The sequence below is a fragment of the Streptomyces cyanogenus genome (assembly GCF_017526105.1).
In the GTDB taxonomy this organism is placed as follows: Bacteria; Actinomycetota; Actinomycetes; order Streptomycetales; family Streptomycetaceae; genus Streptomyces; species Streptomyces cyanogenus.
Genome location: NZ_CP071839.1, coordinates 508,906 through 525,693, shown reverse-complemented (window position 1 = coordinate 525,693; position 16,788 = coordinate 508,906). Strand labels below are relative to the sequence as shown.

The 16,788-nt window shown below is 74.9% G+C and carries 13 protein-coding genes; 5 read left to right on the top strand and 8 right to left on the bottom strand.

Annotation, left to right across the window (positions count from 1 at the left end; all coding sequences use genetic code 11):
- Positions 1-84: 84 nt before the first annotated feature.
- Both S1361_RS02240 and S1361_RS02235 read right to left on the bottom strand, forming a co-directional pair.
- On the bottom strand, positions 85-744 hold the full coding sequence (locus S1361_RS02240; protein WP_208030159.1) for a response regulator: 660 nt from the start codon (positions 742-744) through the stop codon (positions 85-87).
- A gap of 8 nt (positions 745-752) precedes the next feature.
- Positions 753-3,086: an ATP-binding protein gene (locus tag S1361_RS02235; protein ID WP_208030158.1), complete on the bottom strand. Its 2,334-nt coding sequence runs from the start codon at positions 3,084-3,086 to the stop codon at positions 753-755.
- A gap of 182 nt (positions 3,087-3,268) precedes the next feature.
- Here S1361_RS02235 and S1361_RS02230 point away from each other — a divergent pair, with 182 nt between their 5' ends.
- Positions 3,269-4,333, top strand: a complete 1,065-nt coding sequence (locus tag S1361_RS02230) for a CPBP family intramembrane glutamic endopeptidase (protein WP_208030157.1) — start codon at positions 3,269-3,271, stop codon at positions 4,331-4,333.
- Positions 4,334-4,468: 135 nt separating this feature from the next.
- Here S1361_RS02230 and S1361_RS02225 read toward each other — a convergent pair whose 3' ends face one another.
- Both S1361_RS02225 and cpt read right to left on the bottom strand, forming a co-directional pair.
- The gene (locus S1361_RS02225; protein WP_208030156.1) at positions 4,469-5,440 is read right to left on the bottom strand and encodes an alpha/beta hydrolase; all 972 of its coding nucleotides are present in this window, start codon (positions 5,438-5,440) and stop codon (positions 4,469-4,471) included.
- A 154-nt stretch (positions 5,441-5,594) separates the two neighbouring features.
- On the bottom strand, positions 5,595-6,128 hold the full coding sequence (cpt, locus tag S1361_RS02220; RefSeq protein ID WP_243769044.1) for a chloramphenicol phosphotransferase CPT: 534 nt from the start codon (positions 6,126-6,128) through the stop codon (positions 5,595-5,597).
- A 102-nt stretch (positions 6,129-6,230) separates the two neighbouring features.
- On the opposite strand from cpt, the gene S1361_RS02215 reads away from it, so the two are divergent.
- Complete coding sequence (locus tag S1361_RS02215; protein WP_208036971.1) at positions 6,231-6,716, top strand: hypothetical protein; 486 nt, start codon at positions 6,231-6,233, stop codon at positions 6,714-6,716.
- A gap of 88 nt (positions 6,717-6,804) precedes the next feature.
- A complete protein-coding gene (locus S1361_RS02210; RefSeq protein ID WP_208030155.1) occupies positions 6,805-7,701 on the top strand; it encodes an NAD(P)-dependent oxidoreductase in 897 nt (298 codons plus the stop codon).
- A 163-nt stretch (positions 7,702-7,864) separates the two neighbouring features.
- Here S1361_RS02210 and S1361_RS02205 read toward each other — a convergent pair whose 3' ends face one another.
- From S1361_RS02205 to S1361_RS02190, 4 genes are all read right to left on the bottom strand, one after another.
- Positions 7,865-8,503: a hypothetical protein gene (locus S1361_RS02205; protein WP_208030154.1), complete on the bottom strand. Its 639-nt coding sequence runs from the start codon at positions 8,501-8,503 to the stop codon at positions 7,865-7,867.
- Between the two features lie 457 nt (positions 8,504-8,960).
- Positions 8,961-9,617, bottom strand: a complete 657-nt coding sequence (locus S1361_RS02200) for a maleylpyruvate isomerase N-terminal domain-containing protein (protein ID WP_208030153.1) — start codon at positions 9,615-9,617, stop codon at positions 8,961-8,963.
- A gap of 221 nt (positions 9,618-9,838) precedes the next feature.
- Positions 9,839-10,945, bottom strand: a complete 1,107-nt coding sequence (locus S1361_RS02195) for a pyridoxal-phosphate dependent enzyme (RefSeq protein ID WP_208030152.1) — start codon at positions 10,943-10,945, stop codon at positions 9,839-9,841.
- Between the two features lie 181 nt (positions 10,946-11,126).
- The gene (locus S1361_RS02190; protein WP_208030151.1) at positions 11,127-11,921 is read right to left on the bottom strand and encodes an SDR family NAD(P)-dependent oxidoreductase; all 795 of its coding nucleotides are present in this window, start codon (positions 11,919-11,921) and stop codon (positions 11,127-11,129) included.
- Between the two features lie 297 nt (positions 11,922-12,218).
- Between S1361_RS02190 and S1361_RS02185 the strand changes: the two genes are divergently transcribed.
- Entirely contained in the window at positions 12,219-12,587 is a 369-nt protein-coding gene (locus S1361_RS02185; protein ID WP_208030150.1) for a hypothetical protein, read from the top strand.
- A gap of 217 nt (positions 12,588-12,804) precedes the next feature.
- Positions 12,805-16,656 carry an nSTAND1 domain-containing NTPase gene (locus S1361_RS02180; RefSeq protein WP_208030149.1) on the top strand — a complete coding sequence of 1,284 codons (3,852 nt, stop codon included), beginning with the start codon at positions 12,805-12,807 and terminating at the stop codon, positions 16,654-16,656.
- Positions 16,657-16,788: the final 132 nt, after the last annotated feature.

Here is a 16,788-nt window from a genome sequence, read left to right as displayed (position 1 = left end):
GGCTCCATCCCAGCCGACGGCCTCGGGGGACACCGGCGGGGAACGGACATCGACCTCGATGGCCCACGGCGGGACGGCACCCGGTCAGCCTTGCGCGACACCGCCCGGTGTGATCAGGCCGGTCTCGTAGGCGAGGATCGTGGCCTGGACCCGGTCGCGCAGGCCCAGCTTGGACAGCAGGGCGTTCACATGGCTCTTGACCGTGCCCGTGGTGACGCCGAGTTCGGCACCGATCTCGGCGTTGGTCAGCCCCGAGGCGATCTTCAGCAGCACCTCCCGTTCCCGCTGGGTGAGCCGGCCCAGGGGTCCGCCGGCCGGGGGCGGAGGCGGGGCCGTGCGGGCGAAGGTGTCGATGAGGCGGCGGGTCACGGCGGGCGCCAGGATGCCGTCGCCGGCCGCGACCACCCGGATCGCGGACAGCAACTGCTCGGGCTCGGCGTCCTTCAGCAGGAACCCCGACGCGCCGGCACGCAGCGCCTCGTACACGTACTCGTCCAGGTCGAACGTGGTGAGCACCAGCACGCGCGGCCCGCCGGCCGGCGCGGTGATCAGCCGGGTCGCGGTGAGACCGTCCATGCCCGGCATCCGGATGTCCATCAGGACGACGTCGGCCTCCCCGGCGGCGGCGAGCGACACCGCCGCCGCTCCGTCACCGGCCTCGGCCACCACGGTCAGATCGGGTTCGGCGTCCACGATGGCGGCGAATCCGGCCCGGACCACGGCCTGGTCGTCGACGACGATCACGCGTACGGCTACGGGGACACCTCCTGGACCGGGGCCGGAACGGCTCCGGCCGGCAACACCACCCGTAGCGTACCGGCCGGTTCGCACACGATCCGCCCCTCGCCCGCGGCCGCCTGTACCCGCAGGCGTTCGGCGACCGGGCCCGCGACGGCGAGCCGTACCCCCGTCACCGTGATCCGCAGGGTGCCGCGCCAGCGCCGCAGGGTCACCCGGGCCGGTCCCACGTCGCCCGCGCCGAGCGCCGCTTCGACGATCCGGTACACCGAGACCTGCACCGACGGCGGCAGGTCCCGGCCGGCCTCCGGCAGACCCCGCAGCCGCACGTCACGGCCACCGGAACGCAGGGCACGGCACAGCGCCTCCAGGTCGCCGACGGCCGGCGACGGAGCGAGCCGGCCACCGGGCTCGCCGTCGTCGCCCATGCTGTGCAGCATCTCCCGCATCGCGGCCAGCGCTGCCCTGGCCGCGCCGGCCACCTCCGCCAGGTCACCCCGCCGGGCCGCGCCCACGAGCGCCTGCGTCCGCTCCAGCACCGCGTCGCGCAAGGTGGCCGCCAGCCGCTGCCGTTCGGCCTCCGCGGCCCGGTCCGCCTGCCACATCGAGCTGGCGAACGCGAACTCGTCGTAGGCCAGGGCGCGCAGCCGACGCCGCCGTACGAACAGGCCGGCGCCCCACACGGCGGCGAACACCGGGGCCAGCAGGACGGACAGGAAGAAGGTCAGCAGGACGGCGCCGCCCGCGCCCGTCGGCTCGCCCGCCACCGAACCGTCGGACCAGGCGACGGCCGCCAGGGCCCCGGCCGTGCCGAGCGTCGCCGCGGCCGGCGCGGGCCAGGTACGCCCGGGCCCCTGCCCGTACGCGGCGACCGCGTACACGGCCAGCGTCTCCGCGAGTGTCCCGGCGGCGAGGAACTCCGCCACATCGGACCGCAGGTGCCACCCGGCCACGGCCGCCGGCCCCGGCCAGGCTGTCGCGAGAACGGCGAGCAGGACGGCCCACGGCGCGCGTCTGCGCCACAGCAGCGGCAGCGCGTGCAGCACCAGCAGCCCGCAGACCACCAGCAGCGCAGGCAGCGCGGCGCGCCGGTCGGCGGCCGACCAGTCCTCCGTGAGCGCCAGGGCGCAGGACACCGGAAGGATCACCGACACCGACACCAGCGCCGGATCGGCCAGCCGCTGCTCGCGCAGGACGTCACGCCGCCGGCCGTGCTCGTCCGACCGCCCGGCCTCGGCACCGTCGGGCAGGGTCGCGCACACCCGCCAGCCGCCCTCCGGCGTGGGCCCGGCGGTCAGTTCGCCACCGGCCGCCGCGGCCCGCTCCCGCATCCCGGCCACACCGCGCCCCGCGCCCAGCCCGCCGGCTCCCTGCGCGGCGGCGCGCGGCGGCGCGTTCTCCACGGTCAGCCGGAGCAGGCCGTCCGCCCGCGTGACCAGCACCCGGGCGGCGGCGCCGGGGGCGTACCGCAGTGCGTTGGTCAGTGCCTCGCGGACGATGCCGTGGATCGCCTCGGCCGACGGACCGGCCAGGTCGCCGGGGATCCGCGCGGTGACCGGGCGGCCCAACCGGCCGAAGCCCGCGACCAGTTCCTCGATCCGCCCGCTCATCGGCCGGTGGTCCGGGCGGTCGGTGTCCCGCAGCACCCCCACCAGCCGTTGCAGCGCCGTGAGGGTCTCGGCGCCGGTGCGTTCCGCGAACGACAGCGCCTCGGTGGCCAGATCGGGCCTGCTGTCCTGGAGCCGGCGCGCCGCGTCGACGGTCACCACGACCGAGGTGAGGTGATGGGCGCTCACATCGTGCAGCTCCCGGGCCAGTCGGCGGCGCTCGTGGTCGCCGGCCAGCCGGCGGGCGTGCTCCGCCCCGGCCAGCCGGCGGGCCGCGACGAGCCGGCCGGCGAGCCACTGGCGCCGTGCCTCGCCGAGCCCCGCGCACAGCAGGTACACGCCGAGTGCGAGCGCCATGTCGGACAGCAGGGCGGGCCGCGGGCCCTCCTCCACGGCGCACAGCACCCACTCGGCACCCACCACGGCGGCGACGGCCCGCACCGTCACCGGCACCGGGCAGCGCACCGCGACGGAGTACAGGGTGATCAGCGTGCCGAGGCCGAGATAGCCGTCCGGCCAGGCGAGTCCGCCCAGGACCCGGGTGACGAGGGTGCAGGCCAGCGCCCGCACCGGGACGGTCCGGCGTTGCCCCAGTCCGGCCGTCTCCAGGGCCAGCGCGGCCAGCACGCAGAGCAGCGCCGGGCCGCCGGGTGTGTCGTCCGGGCCCACGCCGGGCCACAGCAGGCCGACCTGCCCGGCCGCCAGCAGCAGGGGCAGAAGCCAGTTGCGTGTCGTCTCCATGTCGCCGACGAGCGTAGAGGCCGCCTCGCGCGCAGGGCACCGGACCTGAGGAGGAGAGCCGTCTCCCACCAGAGACAGAGAGCGGACACCCGGCCACCGGCAGAGGCACCAACCAGGGATGGAGAATCCGCTCATGCCCCAGGCCGATGGCACACCGGGGCGTGTTTGGGCAGGCTGACGGCATGACACAGCCACAGCTTCCCGAGCAACTGCCGTACCACCGCCTGGCCCGCCTCTCACCCCGCTACCGGTGGTGGCGCCCCCTGCTCGGGACGCTGGTGGTGACCGTGACCTATCTGGTCACCCTGGTTCTGCTGATGCTGTCCTGCGCGGTTGCGGGGTCGGCCCTCGGATACCGGGAAGACGCGGACGGCTGGCCGGAGTTCGGCCCCGTCTCGGGCACCGCCGTGGATCTGCTCTCGATCGCGGTGGCGATACCCGTCCTGGCGCTGGCCGTGCGCTGGATCGGCAGGCGCCGGGCCGGCACGGTCTCCTCCGTGACCGGGCGGCTGAGATGGCGCTGGCTGCTGCGGTGCGTGCTGACCGCCGTGCCGATCCTGGCCCTCACGATGGGCGGGATGTTCCTGCTGCCCGCGGACGGCGAGGCGGAGAGCCCGTGGGTGGGCTGGGCGGCCTTCGGGAAGGCCCTCGCCATGCTCGTGCTGCTCGTGCCGGTGCAGGCAGCCGCCGAGGAGTACGTGTTCCGCGGCTGGCTGACGCAGACCGCCGGGGCGTACCTGCGCTCTCCGTGGGCCGCCCTCCTGCCGCAGGCCGTCCTGTTCGCCGCCGCCCACGGCTGGGGCACCCCCTGGGGCTTCGCCGACCTGGTGGTGTTCGGGACGGCCGCGGGCTGGCTGACCTGGCGGACGGGCGGGCTGGAGGCGTCCATCGCCCTGCACGCGGTCAACAACCTCCTCGCCTTCGGCGCCTCGGCCGCCGTCGTGGGCGGCCTGAGCAGCGACGAGACCGCGGCCGACGCGCCGTGGCAGACGGTCGCGCTCGACGTCGTGGGCATCGCGCTGTACACGGCGGCCGTGGCCTGGTGGCTGCGCCGCCGCCGGCTGGAGCGCACGGCCCCGGCGCCGAAGCCCTGGACACCGCCGCCGCCTTTCGCGATGGCGTACCCGTACGTCAACGGCGCCCCGGTGCCCCCGCAGTGGGCGGGTCACCCGGGACAGCCGGGACAGGGTGTGGCCGTTCCGCCCGCCTCCTGGGGTGCCGGGGGAGACGGCACGGACGGTGTGTGAGCCGCGGCCGGGGCCGGCGCCCGGGGTGGGCGCCGGCTTCCCGGCAGAAGGAGTTCCACGCGTCGAGGAACACGATCCAGCCGACGGCCGCTGACACCGGACGGTCGAGGGGAACGAACGACGAGTCCTCGGGTGTCAGGTGGTGTGCAGGGCCGTGTGCAGGGTGCGGACCGCCAGGTCGATGGCGGCCTGGGCGGCGTGGGTGCCGCGCAGGGCGTTGAGCATCACGAAGTCGTGGATGATGCCCTGGAAGCGGACCGCGGTGACCGGGACACCGGCGGCGCGGAGTTTGTTGGCGTAGGCCTCGCCCTCGTCGCGCAGGACGTCGGCCTCGCCGGTGATGACCAGTGCCGGGGGCAGGCCGGTGAGCTGTTCGGTGGTGGCGCGCAGCGGGGAGGCGGTGATCCGGGCGCGGTCGGCGGGGTCGGTGGTGTACTGGTCCCAGAACCACTGCATGCCGTCGCGGCGCAGGAAGTAGCCGGTGGCGAACTGGTGGTAGGACGGGGTGTCGAAGTTCGCGTCCGTGACCGGGTAGAACAGCACCTGCTGTACGAGTGCGGGTCCGCCGCGTTCCTTGGCCGTCAAGGTCAGCGCGGCGGCCATGTTGCCGCCGACGGAGTCGCCGGCCACGGCGAGCCGGGAGCCGTCCAGGCCCTTGTCCGCTCCGTGGTCCACCACCCACTGGGCGACGGTGTGGTTCTGCTCGACGGCGACCGGGTAGCGGGCCTCGGGGGACAGGTCGTACTCGGGGAAGACGATCGCGGCCTGTGCGCCGACGGCGAGTTCGCGGACCAGGCGGTCGTGGGTGTGGGCGTTGCCGAAGACCCAGCCGGCGCCGTGGATGTAGACGATGACGGGGAGGGTGCCGGTGGTGCCGGCGGGCTTGACGATCCGGGTGCGGATGCTGCCGGTGGGGCCGCCGGGGACGGTGATCCACTCCTCGTCGACGGCCGGCTTGTCGATCTGGCCGGACTGCACCTCGTCGACCGCCTTGCGGCCCTCCGCCGGGGGCAGGTCGAACAGGTAGGGCGGATTGGCGGTCGCCGCCGCGAACTCGGCCGCCGCGGGTTCCAGCACCGGCTCCACCGGCGCAACGGCATCAGACATGCGATTCTCCTCGGAGTCCTGGGTCCCGCCGAGCCGGCTGCGCCGGCCACCGGACATGCGCCCGTCCGCGCGCCGGCACCTCCACAGTGCACGGATCCGCCGACCACCGCACTCGGGAGAGGCACTCCGGTACGCGAGAGGCGGCACTCGCCGGTCAGCCGACGTGGGCGGCGATGGCCCGGGCGCAGGCCAGGGACTCGGTGTGGGTGGTGTCCACCTCCAGGTCGTACGTCACGCCCAGGTGAACCAGCTGGGCCTGGGACGCCGCCATGCCCTCGGCCCGGTCTCCCCGGGCGAGCTCCCGTGCCGCGGCGACCTCGGGATCGCACCGGACGCCGACCCACAGCACGCCGAGGCCGGCCAGCGCCTCCTGCCAGCGCTGCTGGGAGGCGGCCCCGCCGAGGAAGACGTCGTCGACGACGATCCCGGCACCCGCCCGGGCCGTCGCCGCGACCTCCTCCATCCAGGCCGCCTCCAGTGCCCGGAAACCGGCCCCGACGTGCACCCCGCCGTCGTCGGCGAACTCGATCCCGCCGTCCGGCCCGCGCAACCTCGGCGGCAGCGCGTCCACGAGCGAGTCGATCCCGAAGGCCAGCCAGGGATCGGGCAGTACCGCCTGCAGGCACCGCACGATGCCGGACTTGCCCGCGCTGGAACCACCGTTGAGAAGGATCACCTGAGTCGTCACCGGGTCACCGTACAGAGCGTTCGGTGAAGGCGGTAACGAATTCCGGGAGCCCGGGATGTCCAGCGGTGCCTCCTCCGGTTCGTTGAGGAGGCCGGAGTCGAGGTGTTCCTGGTACAGCGAGCGGGGCAGCACGCCGTACCCGGCACCCGCGTTCCCCGCTTACAGCACCGCGTACCGGTTCGGCACGGTGACCCAGAAGGGTCCGCGGCAGGTTACGACAACGTCGCCGACACCTCCTTCCCGCGGTGCGGCGGCTCGGTCCTGCAGGACGGCCTCGTCTTCGGCTTCGGCACGTTCGGCTTCCCGCCGCCGGACACCCACGTGGTGGAGTTCCAGGCCCCGCCGCGGGCGTCCCGGGCCGGCTGTCCCGGACGGCCCGGCGGGACGGCACACCGGACGAGCAGCTCGACGTGTGGCACGCCTGGCTGGTGGAAGATCTTCCCGGCGGCCGGTCCGTATCCTCACCCAGGAGACGCAGACCGGCCGGCCGCCGAACTGGCCCGGCAGACGCCGAGCCCGACGCTCAACGGTCATCAGGCGTGGCTGGACGGCCTGGTCCGCACCGCCTCCGGCCGGACCGGCGCCTGACCGGCACCGGCCCACCCGGGCGTGCCCGCCGACCCGTGGGGTACGCCCGGAAACCGTCAGAGCCCCACGACTTAGGGAAGTTGACGTCATGACAGACAAGCTCACCGTGAGCGTCCTGGGCACCGGCATCATGGGCGCCGCGATGGCCCGCAACCTCGTGCGGGCCGGACACACCGTCCGCGCCTGGAACCGCACCCGCGCCAAGGCGGAACCGCTCGCCGCCGACGGCGCGCACGTCGCCGGCACGCCCGCCGAGGCCGTCGAGGGCGCCGACGTCGTCCTGACCATGCTCTACGACGGCGCGGCCACCCTGGACGTGATGCGCGAGGCCGCCCCCGCGCTGCGCTCCGGGGCCGCCTGGGTGCAGTCCACCACCGCCGGACTCGAAGCCGTCGGCGACCTGGCCGGGTTCGCCCGCGACCACGACCTGGTCTTCTTCGACGCGCCGGTGCTGGGCACCCGTCAGCCTGCCGAGGCCGGCCGGCTCCTCGTCCTCGCCGCGGGACCGAGCGGGCACCGCGCCGCCGTGACGCCGGTGTTCGACGCGGTCGGGGTCCGTACCGTGTGGACCGGGGAGGACGGCGCGGCCGGCACCGCGACCCGGCTGAAGCTGGTGGCCAACAGCTGGGTCCTCGCGGCCACCGCGGCGACCGGCGAGGTGCTGGCCCTGGCCCAGGCGCTCGGCGTGGACCCGCAGGGCTTCTTCGACGCGATCGCGGGCGGACCGCTGGACATGGGGTACCTGCACGCCAAGTCCCAGCTCATCCTGGACGACCAGCTGACCCCGCCCCAGTTCGCGGTGGCCACGGCCGCCAAGGACGCCCGGCTCATCGTCCGGGCGGGCGAGGCGCACGGTGTGCGGCTGGACGTGGCCGCGGCGAGCGCCGCGCGTCTGGAGCGCGCCGCCGCGCAGGGCCACGCCGACGAGGACATGGCCGCCGCTTACTTCGCCAGCTTCGACCCCGCCGACCGGCCGTCCGCCTGAGGGAAACCCGCAGTCCGCCGGCCGTCCGACTGGTGGAGCCGGGCGGTCGATCGGCCGTCCGCCCGGTGGAGTCCCGCAGGTCCGAGCCGCCGCTGTCGCCCGGCGCCGTCGAAGAGCACGCTCCCGGCGTCCCGCGCGACCTCGGGGCTCGGCGCGGGGGCGGTCATGTCCCCGTGCCCGTACCCCCCGCCGTCTCCGCCGCTGCTTCCTCCGCCGCTCGTCCCGCGGATTCCCCGGGCACGGTGTAGAAGACGGACGAGCCCTGCTTGGTGCGCTGAGCGCCGTTCCTGGCCACGAGGTTCTCCAGGGTGGCGCGTACGACCTTGGTCTGGATGCCGCGTTCGGGATGCATCCGGCCCAGCGCGTCGGTGACCTCCGCGGCGGAGCGCGGTTCCTTCTGCTCCGCCAGGTGCCGGCGGACGAGTTCGACCAGGGTGGGCTGGGCGGACCCGGACGCCGCCTTCTTCTTCGCCGGCTTCTTCACCGTCGTCGCCTTGGCCGTGGCCGCGGTGGCCGTCGCGGTCCTCGGTGCCGGCTTCTTGGCCCCGGTACGCCGCGTGCTGCCGCTCTTCTTCCGGGGGGAGGGTACGACCACGCCGCCGGTCGGTGCGGCGATACCCAGCGCCTGCTGCATGCTGAGCAGGACGGCGTGGTCGTGCTGCAGGGCGGTCAACTGCTCCTGCAGCGAGGCGATTTCCGCCGTGATGCGTTCCTGCTCCTTGAGGTTGCGTTCGAGGTCGTCGGTCACCTGGCTGACGTACTGGGAGGTCAGTTCGGTGATGGTCCCAGCGCTTTCCGGCATGTTTCCTCCGCTCCTGACGGTGCGACACCTGGATGATACGGGTGGGTCAACCTGTTTTCACCGTTGGTGAGGCGGCGAAACCGACCGATGGTGTGCCGTTCCGGCACCTGCTGCTCGGCCCGCCGGTATCGCGCCGAGTTCGGCTTGCCACCGGAGGGGTGGGGGCGATCGTCACGAGCGTCTTCGAGATATCGAATGCTGTGCGACATGCTGTGCGGGGGTCTACGGTAGAGGACTGGCTCCTGATGTCAAACGGCACAGCGGAGGACGGGAGCCGGCTCCGACGTTCGCGTGCACCGCGCGCCGTGACTGCCATCGTCGCACGGGAGGCCGGCCGGCGTATGTCAGCGCCGCCGTGGCCGACTTCGGCCATGACCGCCACCCCGGCCGGAGCCACTCAGGACCGCATGCCCCCGGCACGGCCCCCCCCGGCCGCCCGCCGGGACAGCGGACGCGCTCACCCGAGGACGAGCGGGAGTTTCGCGGCCGAGGCGCCCAGTTCGGCACGCTCCATGCCGGTCGGAGCCCGACGGCCGGTGCCGATGCGCAGGGCGTCCTGGTCGGACCACGACCCCGGGAAGGGTGCCCCGGCGATCTCCTCCAGCATCGCGCGTGACCGGGCGAGGCCCTCGGCGGGCGGTTGTGCCGCGTACGGGAGGTGCGCGATCAGGTCCAGGTGGTGCAGGGTCCACTCGAGGACGTACGCGGAGAGGTAGTCGCCGACGGTGAGGACCATCTCCTGCGTGCCGACCCGCTGCTCCGGATCGGCCAGCTCCGCCGCGCGGCCGGCGGCGGAACCGACGTCGTCCAGGTGGAACTTCAGCAGCCGCGGCTCCCCGTACGCCGCGGCCAGCCGGACGGTCAGCGCGTCCAGCGGGTCGTCTCCGGTCGGCGGGGTCCCCGTCACGTTCCAGTACGTCACCGCGTTGCGCGTCGGCTCCGCCGCGGTGGGCGTCACCAGGGTGATCAGGACGTCCTGGGCGTCGATGACCAGGTGGCACACCAGGTCCCGGACCAGCCAGCCCGTACAGCCGGACGGCCGTGCGAAGTCCTCGTCGGGGAGCGCGGCGACCGCCGTACGCAAGGCCGCCCACGAGCGCGAGAAGAGATCCACCATCGCAAACTAACAGCGCCCGGCCGGCCCTTCGACCCGATTTCCCGACCGGACACGGCCGCTCCGGGACCCGCGGGCGCGCGGATGCCGTCGCGATCTGTGCCGCCATGGCTCAGGCAATGCCGCAGCAGCCCGACGCGCAGGTCCGCGACGGGCAGCGCGGTCGGTGCGGCCGCCGGACCCGCCTGCCCGGCCCAGGTGTCCGCCGGTGCGGCGGGTGTTCAGCGATGGGGGAGCGAGAGCGGGTAGGCGGCGGCGCCCTCGGTGTTCAGCAGGACGACCACCGAGCCGGGGCCGAGCCCGAGCAGCTCGCGGCGTTCCCCCGCGCCGTCGCCGGCGAGTACCGCGCGGGCACCGGCGAGTGCGGCGGCACCGCAGGGACCCGAGGAGACGCCCAGCGCGGCGAGGTCCCGCGCCGCACGGACACTGTCGGCGTCGGTGACGGCGACCGCGGCGTCCATCCCGGCGCGCAGCACGGGCCAGGCAGTGGTGGACAGCGTCCCGCAGTTCAGCCCGGCCATGACGGTCTCGCCGGTGCCGACGTCCACCGGAGCGTCCCGGGTGAGACTGGCCAGGAGGCAGGCGGCGGACTCCGGTTCGACCGACAGCAGGGCCGGGGCCGCAGTCGTCGTACGGCTGCGGTAGTGGGTGACGACGGCCTGCGCCAGCGAGCCGACGCCCACCGGGACGGCCACCAGTCCCGGCGCGGCGGCCCCGGCGGCGGCCAACTGCTCGTCGATCTCGGCGCACAGCGTGGAGTAGCCCTGGACGATCCAGCCGGGGATGGTCTCGTACCCCTCCCACGCGGTGTCCTGGATCAGCACCGCGTGCGGCGCCCGGGCCGCCTGGTCCGCCCGGCGCACGGCCTCCTCGTACGGGCCCGGCACCCGGGTCACCGCCGCGCCCTCGGCCGCGATGGCCGCCACGGTGGCAGGGTGCATGCCCTGAGGTACGAAGACGAACGCGCGCCGGCCGTGCAGCCGGGCCAGCCGGGCCACGGCGCGGCCGTGGTTGCCGTCCGTGGCGCAGACCAGGGTGACCGGCCCCCGGCCGCGTGCCGCCAGCGCGAGGTGCACCGCCCAGGACGCGCCCAGCACCTTGAAGGCCGGCAGCCCCAAGCGTGCCGACTCGTCCTTGACGAAGACGCGGCCCACGCCCAGCTCCTGTGCAAGCACCGGCAGTTCGGTCAGCGGGGTGGGGGTGTGGCCGGGGAGGGAGGCGTGGAAGTTCCGCACCTCGGCGGGGGCCGGCGCACAGCGCCAGGACCGGGCGGTCGGCCGTACGCACCACGGTACCGCCCCGCTGGACGACGACGACTTCTCGCGCATCCCCTCAGCCTGCCGCCTCATTCCGCCACCGGTCCAGCACACGGTCGCCACCTGTGCGCGCGGTGACGGTCAGGCGGACATCGGACCTCACCGACCGGGACACCGCGTCCGCACCCTGCCGGAGAGGGGGTTCACCCGCGTGCGGCCGGACTGCTGCGCACCCGGTACCCGTCGACCACCGTCAGGGCAGGATCGAGTCGATGTACCCGCCGTCCACACGGAGCGCCCCGCCGGTCGTGGCCGATGCCTGCTCCGAGCCGAGGTAGACGACCATGTGGGCGATCTCCTCCGGCTCGATCAGCCGCTGCAGCAGGGACTGCGGCCGGTACTCGCGCATGAACGCGCGCTGCGCCTGCTCCCAGGGCAGGTCCCGGCCGACGAGGTCGTACACGAAGTCCTCGACGCCGCCGGTGTGCGTGGGTCCCGCGATGACCGAGTTCACCGTCACGCCCGTGCCCGCCGCCTTCTTGGCGAAGCCGCGGCTCACCGCCAGCAGCGCGGTCTTCGACATGCCGTAGTGGATCATCTCGGCGGGAATGACCACCGCCGAGTCGCTGGCGACGTACTGGACGCGCCCCCAGCCGCGCTCGGTCATGCCCGGCAGATACAGCCGGGTCAGCCGTACGGCGGCGAGGACGTTCACCTCGAAGTAGCGCCGCCACTCGTCGTCGGTGATCTCCAACGGGTCCGCGGCGCCGAAGATGCCCAGGTTGTTGACGAGGATGTCCACGTGCGGCAACAGCTCCGCCACCCGGGCCGCGCCCTCGTCGCCGGAGACGTCGGCGGCCACCGGCACCAGTTCGGCGCCGGGCGCCTGCTCCGCCAGCGACGCGACGCCGTCGGCCACCCGCCGCTCGTCGCGGCCGTTGACGCCCACGCGGGCCCCGGCCCGGGCGAGGGCTACGGCGATGGCGGCGCCGATGCCCTGCGTCGAACCGGTGACCAGCGCGGTGCGTCCTGTCAGGTCGATCTGCATGGACGGGTGGGTTCCCTTCGTGCGCGCACGGATGCCACGGCAGGTCAAGTCTGACGGGCGGACGCCCCGAAGAGGCGGACGGCACGACGGACTGGGCCGTTCGGCTCGCCGGCCGTCCTCACCTCACCCCGTTGCCCACTGCTCGTCCTCGCGCTGGTCACCGGCGGTTTCCCGGGGACGGAGGCGACGGGCGACGGGAAACCCGTCGACTGCGGCCCGGCCACGGCGGGACCGTGATGCCGTCAACACCAGGCACGGCCTGCGTCGACGACGCAGGAGAACCGCAAGGGGGAAACCATGCGCAAGATGATTCGCGGGGCCGCCGCGTTCGCGACCGCCACGGCGGCGGTACTGGCGATGAGCGGCGCGGCCCACGCCGAGCGGGCGGCCGACCCGTGGGCCGGCTGCCCGGACGGGGCGGTGTGCGTGTACCCGCAGAACCAGAACCCGGCCCAGTCGCCGAGCCTGGTCCTCTACAGCTACGGGCCGCACAACCTCAGCAACCAGGTCGGCCGGCACTGGGTGCTCAACAACCAGTACGGCGGCGCGACGGCGAGCCTGTGCACGGGGTACAACGGCACCGGCTGCGGCGCACCCATCGCCGAGGGGACGGGCGTGTACGCCGACCTCACGCCGATCAACTCCATCACCCTGAACCGGCCGTAGGCGGCACGGCCCGCACGTCCACGCCCCTCGGGCCGCCCTGCCCCACCAGGAGGCCGGCCGAGGGGCCGTCACGGGGGAAGCTTCCGGAACCGCGACCGCGGTTCCGGAAGCTTTTTTTCGGCCACTCCTCACGCATGGCTGGGCCACCTGTCACACCCCGGCAGTAACCTGGGCTCCCGCCGTCTCACGGCCTGGGCACGCTTGCCATGGGGGACCCTTGGGGGAGCCGCGACAGGGAGCCGGCAACGGCAACCGGAACGAGAACGACGGGGACCGGACGGTGCCGACCACACCGTCCTTCCCCGCACAGCTACGACGACTGAGGCAGCAGCGCGGTCTGTCACTGGCCGACCTGGCCAGACAGACCCACTACAGCAAGGGGTATCTCAGCAAGATCGAGACCGGCGCGAAGCGCGCGACCGTCGACGTGGCCCGCCGCTGCGACCACGTCCTGCGCGCGGACGGCGAGTTGCTGCGTCTGGTCGTACCGCCGCGCGGAGCGGAACCCGCCGACGGCAACGATGTCACCGGTCCCGCCTGCCCCTACCCGGGCCTGTCGGCGTTCACCCCGCAGGACGCCGGCCGTTTCTTCGGCCGGGAGCGGGCCACGGCCGCCCTCGTGGAACGGCTCTTCGGCCGAGTCGGCAAGGGGCCGCTGCTGCTCGTCGCCCCCTCGGGCGCGGGCAAGTCCTCGCTGCTCAACGCCGGCCTGGTGCCCGCCCTGCGGCGGTCCGGCGGCTTTCCGATGGCCGGCGCCGACCGCTGGCCGGTCGTCACGCTGACCCCCACCGCGCACCCGGTGGACGAACTGCTGGAACGCACCGCCAAGGTACTCGGCGCCGACCTGGACCTCACCGCCGCCCGGCTGGGCGAGCGGCCCGAGGCACTCCTGGCCGCCGTCCGGGCCCGCGCGGCCACGACCCCGGCCGGGCACCGGCCACCCCCACCGCCCCGGCTCGTCCTGCTCGTCGACCAGTTCGAGGAACTGTTCACCCTCTGCGCCGACGACACCGAACGACGCACCTTCGCCCGCGTGCTGTGCACACTGGCCGCACCCCCGCCGTCACCCGGCCGCGATCCCGCGGTGGTCGTCCTCGGCGTTCGCGCCGACTTCTCCGGCCGCTGCCTCGACCTGCCCGAACTCGCCCCCGTCTTCACCGACGGCCTCTACGTCCTGCCCCCGATGACCACGGCCGAGCTGGTCGAGTCCATCACCCGCCCCGCCGAACTCGCCGGCGTCACCCTCGACCCCGGGCTGGTTCCGCTGCTGCTGCGGGACGCCGGACTGACCGGCGAACCCGGCGCGCGGGGCCTGCCCCCCGGCGCGCTGCCGCTGGTCTCCCACGCGCTGCTGGCCACCTGGCGCCACCGCGAGGCGGGCACGCTGACCGTCGCCGGGTACGAGAGCACCGGCGGCATCCAGGGCGCCGTGGCACGCACCGCCGAGGACGCCTTCGCCCAGCTGTACCCCGCCGAACAGCAGACCATCCGGCGCATCCTGTCCCGGCTCGTGCAGGTCTCCGACGGGGCCGGCGCCACCCGGCGCCGGGTCGGCCGGACCGCCCTCATGACGCAGCTGGCCGGCGCGGAGGGCGCCGGCACCGCGCTCGACGTGTTCGTCCGCGCCCGGCTCCTCACCGTCGACAGCGACAGCGTGGAGATCACGCACGAGGCCCTGCTGCACAGCTGGCCGCGGCTGCGGGAATGGATCAGCGCCGACCGGGCTGGCCTGCTCATCCGCCAGCGACTGGCCCACGCGGCGGCCGCATGGGAACGCGAGGGCCGCGATCCGTCGGCGCTCTACCGCGGCACGCGCCTGGACACCGTACGCTCCTGGGCGGCGGACACGGACGGCCTCGGCCCGCTGGGACCCGTCGAGGAGGCGTTCCTGCGCGCCAGCCAGGCGGAGGAGGAGGCCGGGCTGCGCCGGACACGGCGTCAGACCCGGCTGCGGCAGGCCCTGGTGGCCACCCTCGTCGTACTGCTCGGCTGCGCCCTGGCCGCCGGCGGCCTCGCCCACCGGCAGCGCGCCGACGCACTCGCCCAGGAACGCCTCGCCCGCTCCCAGGCCCTCGCCGTCCGGTCCACCCTGCTGGCCGGGGGCCGCCCCGAGGCCTCCATGCTGCTTGCCGCCGAGGCCTACCGCACCGAACCCACCGCCACGACCCGCGGAGCCCTGCTGAGCACCCAGGCCGAGCCTTTCGCGGCCCGGCTCGGCGGCCACCGCGGCCCGGTCAACACGGTGGCGTTCGCGCCGGACGCCCGGCTGCTGGCCACCGGCAGCTCGGACGGCACGGTCCGGCTGTGGCGCCTGACCGGTCACCGGACGGCCGCGACGCTCACCGTCCCCGGCCGGATCCGCTCCCTCGCCTTCGCCCCGGACGGCCGTACGCTCGCGGTCACCGCGACCGACGGGCCGGTACGGCTGTGGCCCACGGCCCTCTCGGCTCCCGCCACCCCGCTGCGGGGCACCGGCGCGGCCCGCGCGGTCGCCTTCGCCCCGCGCGGCCACACCCTCGCCGTCGCCGCCGCCGACGGAGCCGTCCAGCTCTGGGACACGGCCGGCCCGCCCCGGCGGACGGCCCGCCTCACCGGCCACTCCGGCGAGGTCGACGCGCTGGCCTTCGCCCCGGACGGCCGCACGCTCGCCTCCGCCGGCGCGGACCGGACCGTACGGCTGTGGGATCCCGGCCGGGCCCGGCAACTGGCCGTCCTGCGCGGCCACACCGACGGGGTGCTCGGCCTGGCCTTCGACCCCGACGGCCGCGGCCTGGCCAGTGGGGGAGTGGACCGGACGGTACGGCTGTGGGACGTCACCGGCCGCCGCGTCACGGCGACGCTCACCGGGCACAGCGACGACGTCAACGCCGTCGCCTACACCCCCGACGGCACCACCGTCGTCAGCGCCGGCGGTGACGGCACGACCCGGCTGTGGGACGTCCGCAGCGGACGGCTCGTCACCACCCTCGCCGGACACACCGACTACGTGATGTCCGTGGCGGTCGACACCACCGGCACACTGCTCGCCACCGGTGGCTTCGACCAGTCCGTGGTCCTGTGGGACCTGCGCGGCCGGACCCTGGCCGCACGCCCGTTCACCTCGGTCTCCGCCGTCGCCTACCGCCCGGACGGGCGGCTGCTGGCCACCGCGGACGCCGACCGCACCGTATGGCTGTGGGACCCGGACCCGGCCCGGCGGCGCGGGACGCCCACGACCCTGACGGGCGGCAGCGGCAGCGTCACCACCGTGGCGTACGCCCCCGACGGCCGCACCCTGGCCTCGGCCGGCTCCGACGGCACGGTGGTGCTGTGGGACCCCGCGGCCCGCCGCCCACGCACCGTGCTGCACGGTCACCGGGGCGCCGTGTTCGCGGTGGCGTTCGCGCCGGACGGCCGCACGCTCGCCTCCGCCGGCGCCGACCGCACCGTACGCCTCTGGGACGTCGCCGGCCGCCGCCCGCTCACCGTCCTCACCGGCCACACCGACTACGTCAACGGCGTCGCCTTCGGCCCCGACGGGCACACCCTGGCCTCCGCCGGCGACGACCTGACGGTACGGCTGTGGGACCTGCGGGGCCGCCGCCGGCCGGCCACGCTGACCGGTCACACCGGCGCCGTCCGCGGTGTCGCCTTCAGCCCCGACGGCCGCACACTGGCCAGTTCGGGCAACGACGGCACCGTACGGCTGTGGGACGTGGCCCGGCACCGGCCCCTCGGCTCGCTGACGGGCCACACCGGCTCGGTACGCGGACTTGCCTTCTCACCGGACGGCCGGCTCCTCGCCAGCAGCGGCACCGACCGTACGGTACGGCTGTGGGAGGTGCCCGGACGGCGGCCGTGGGCCACGCTCTCCGGGCACACCGACGCCGTGTGGGGCGTGGCCTTCGCACCCGACGGGCGGACGGTGGCCAGCAGCGGCACCGACGGCACGGTACGGCTGTGGGACCTGGACACCCGGACCCGGCTGGCGGAGATCTGCCGCCTGGACCGGGAGACGGACCCGGCGACGCGCCGCGCCCTGCTGCCCGGCGAGCCCGCTCCCGGCGCCTCCGTGTGCCCGCGGTCCTGAGCAACCACCCTGTTCGGGCGGGGTTTCCCGAGCGTTTCCCGTTGCCCGTCGAAGGAGGCCCGCGCGGCCTCCTCGACCGGCCCACCGCACCCCGGGAACGCTGGGTACCGCACCGACTTCCCACCACCAGGC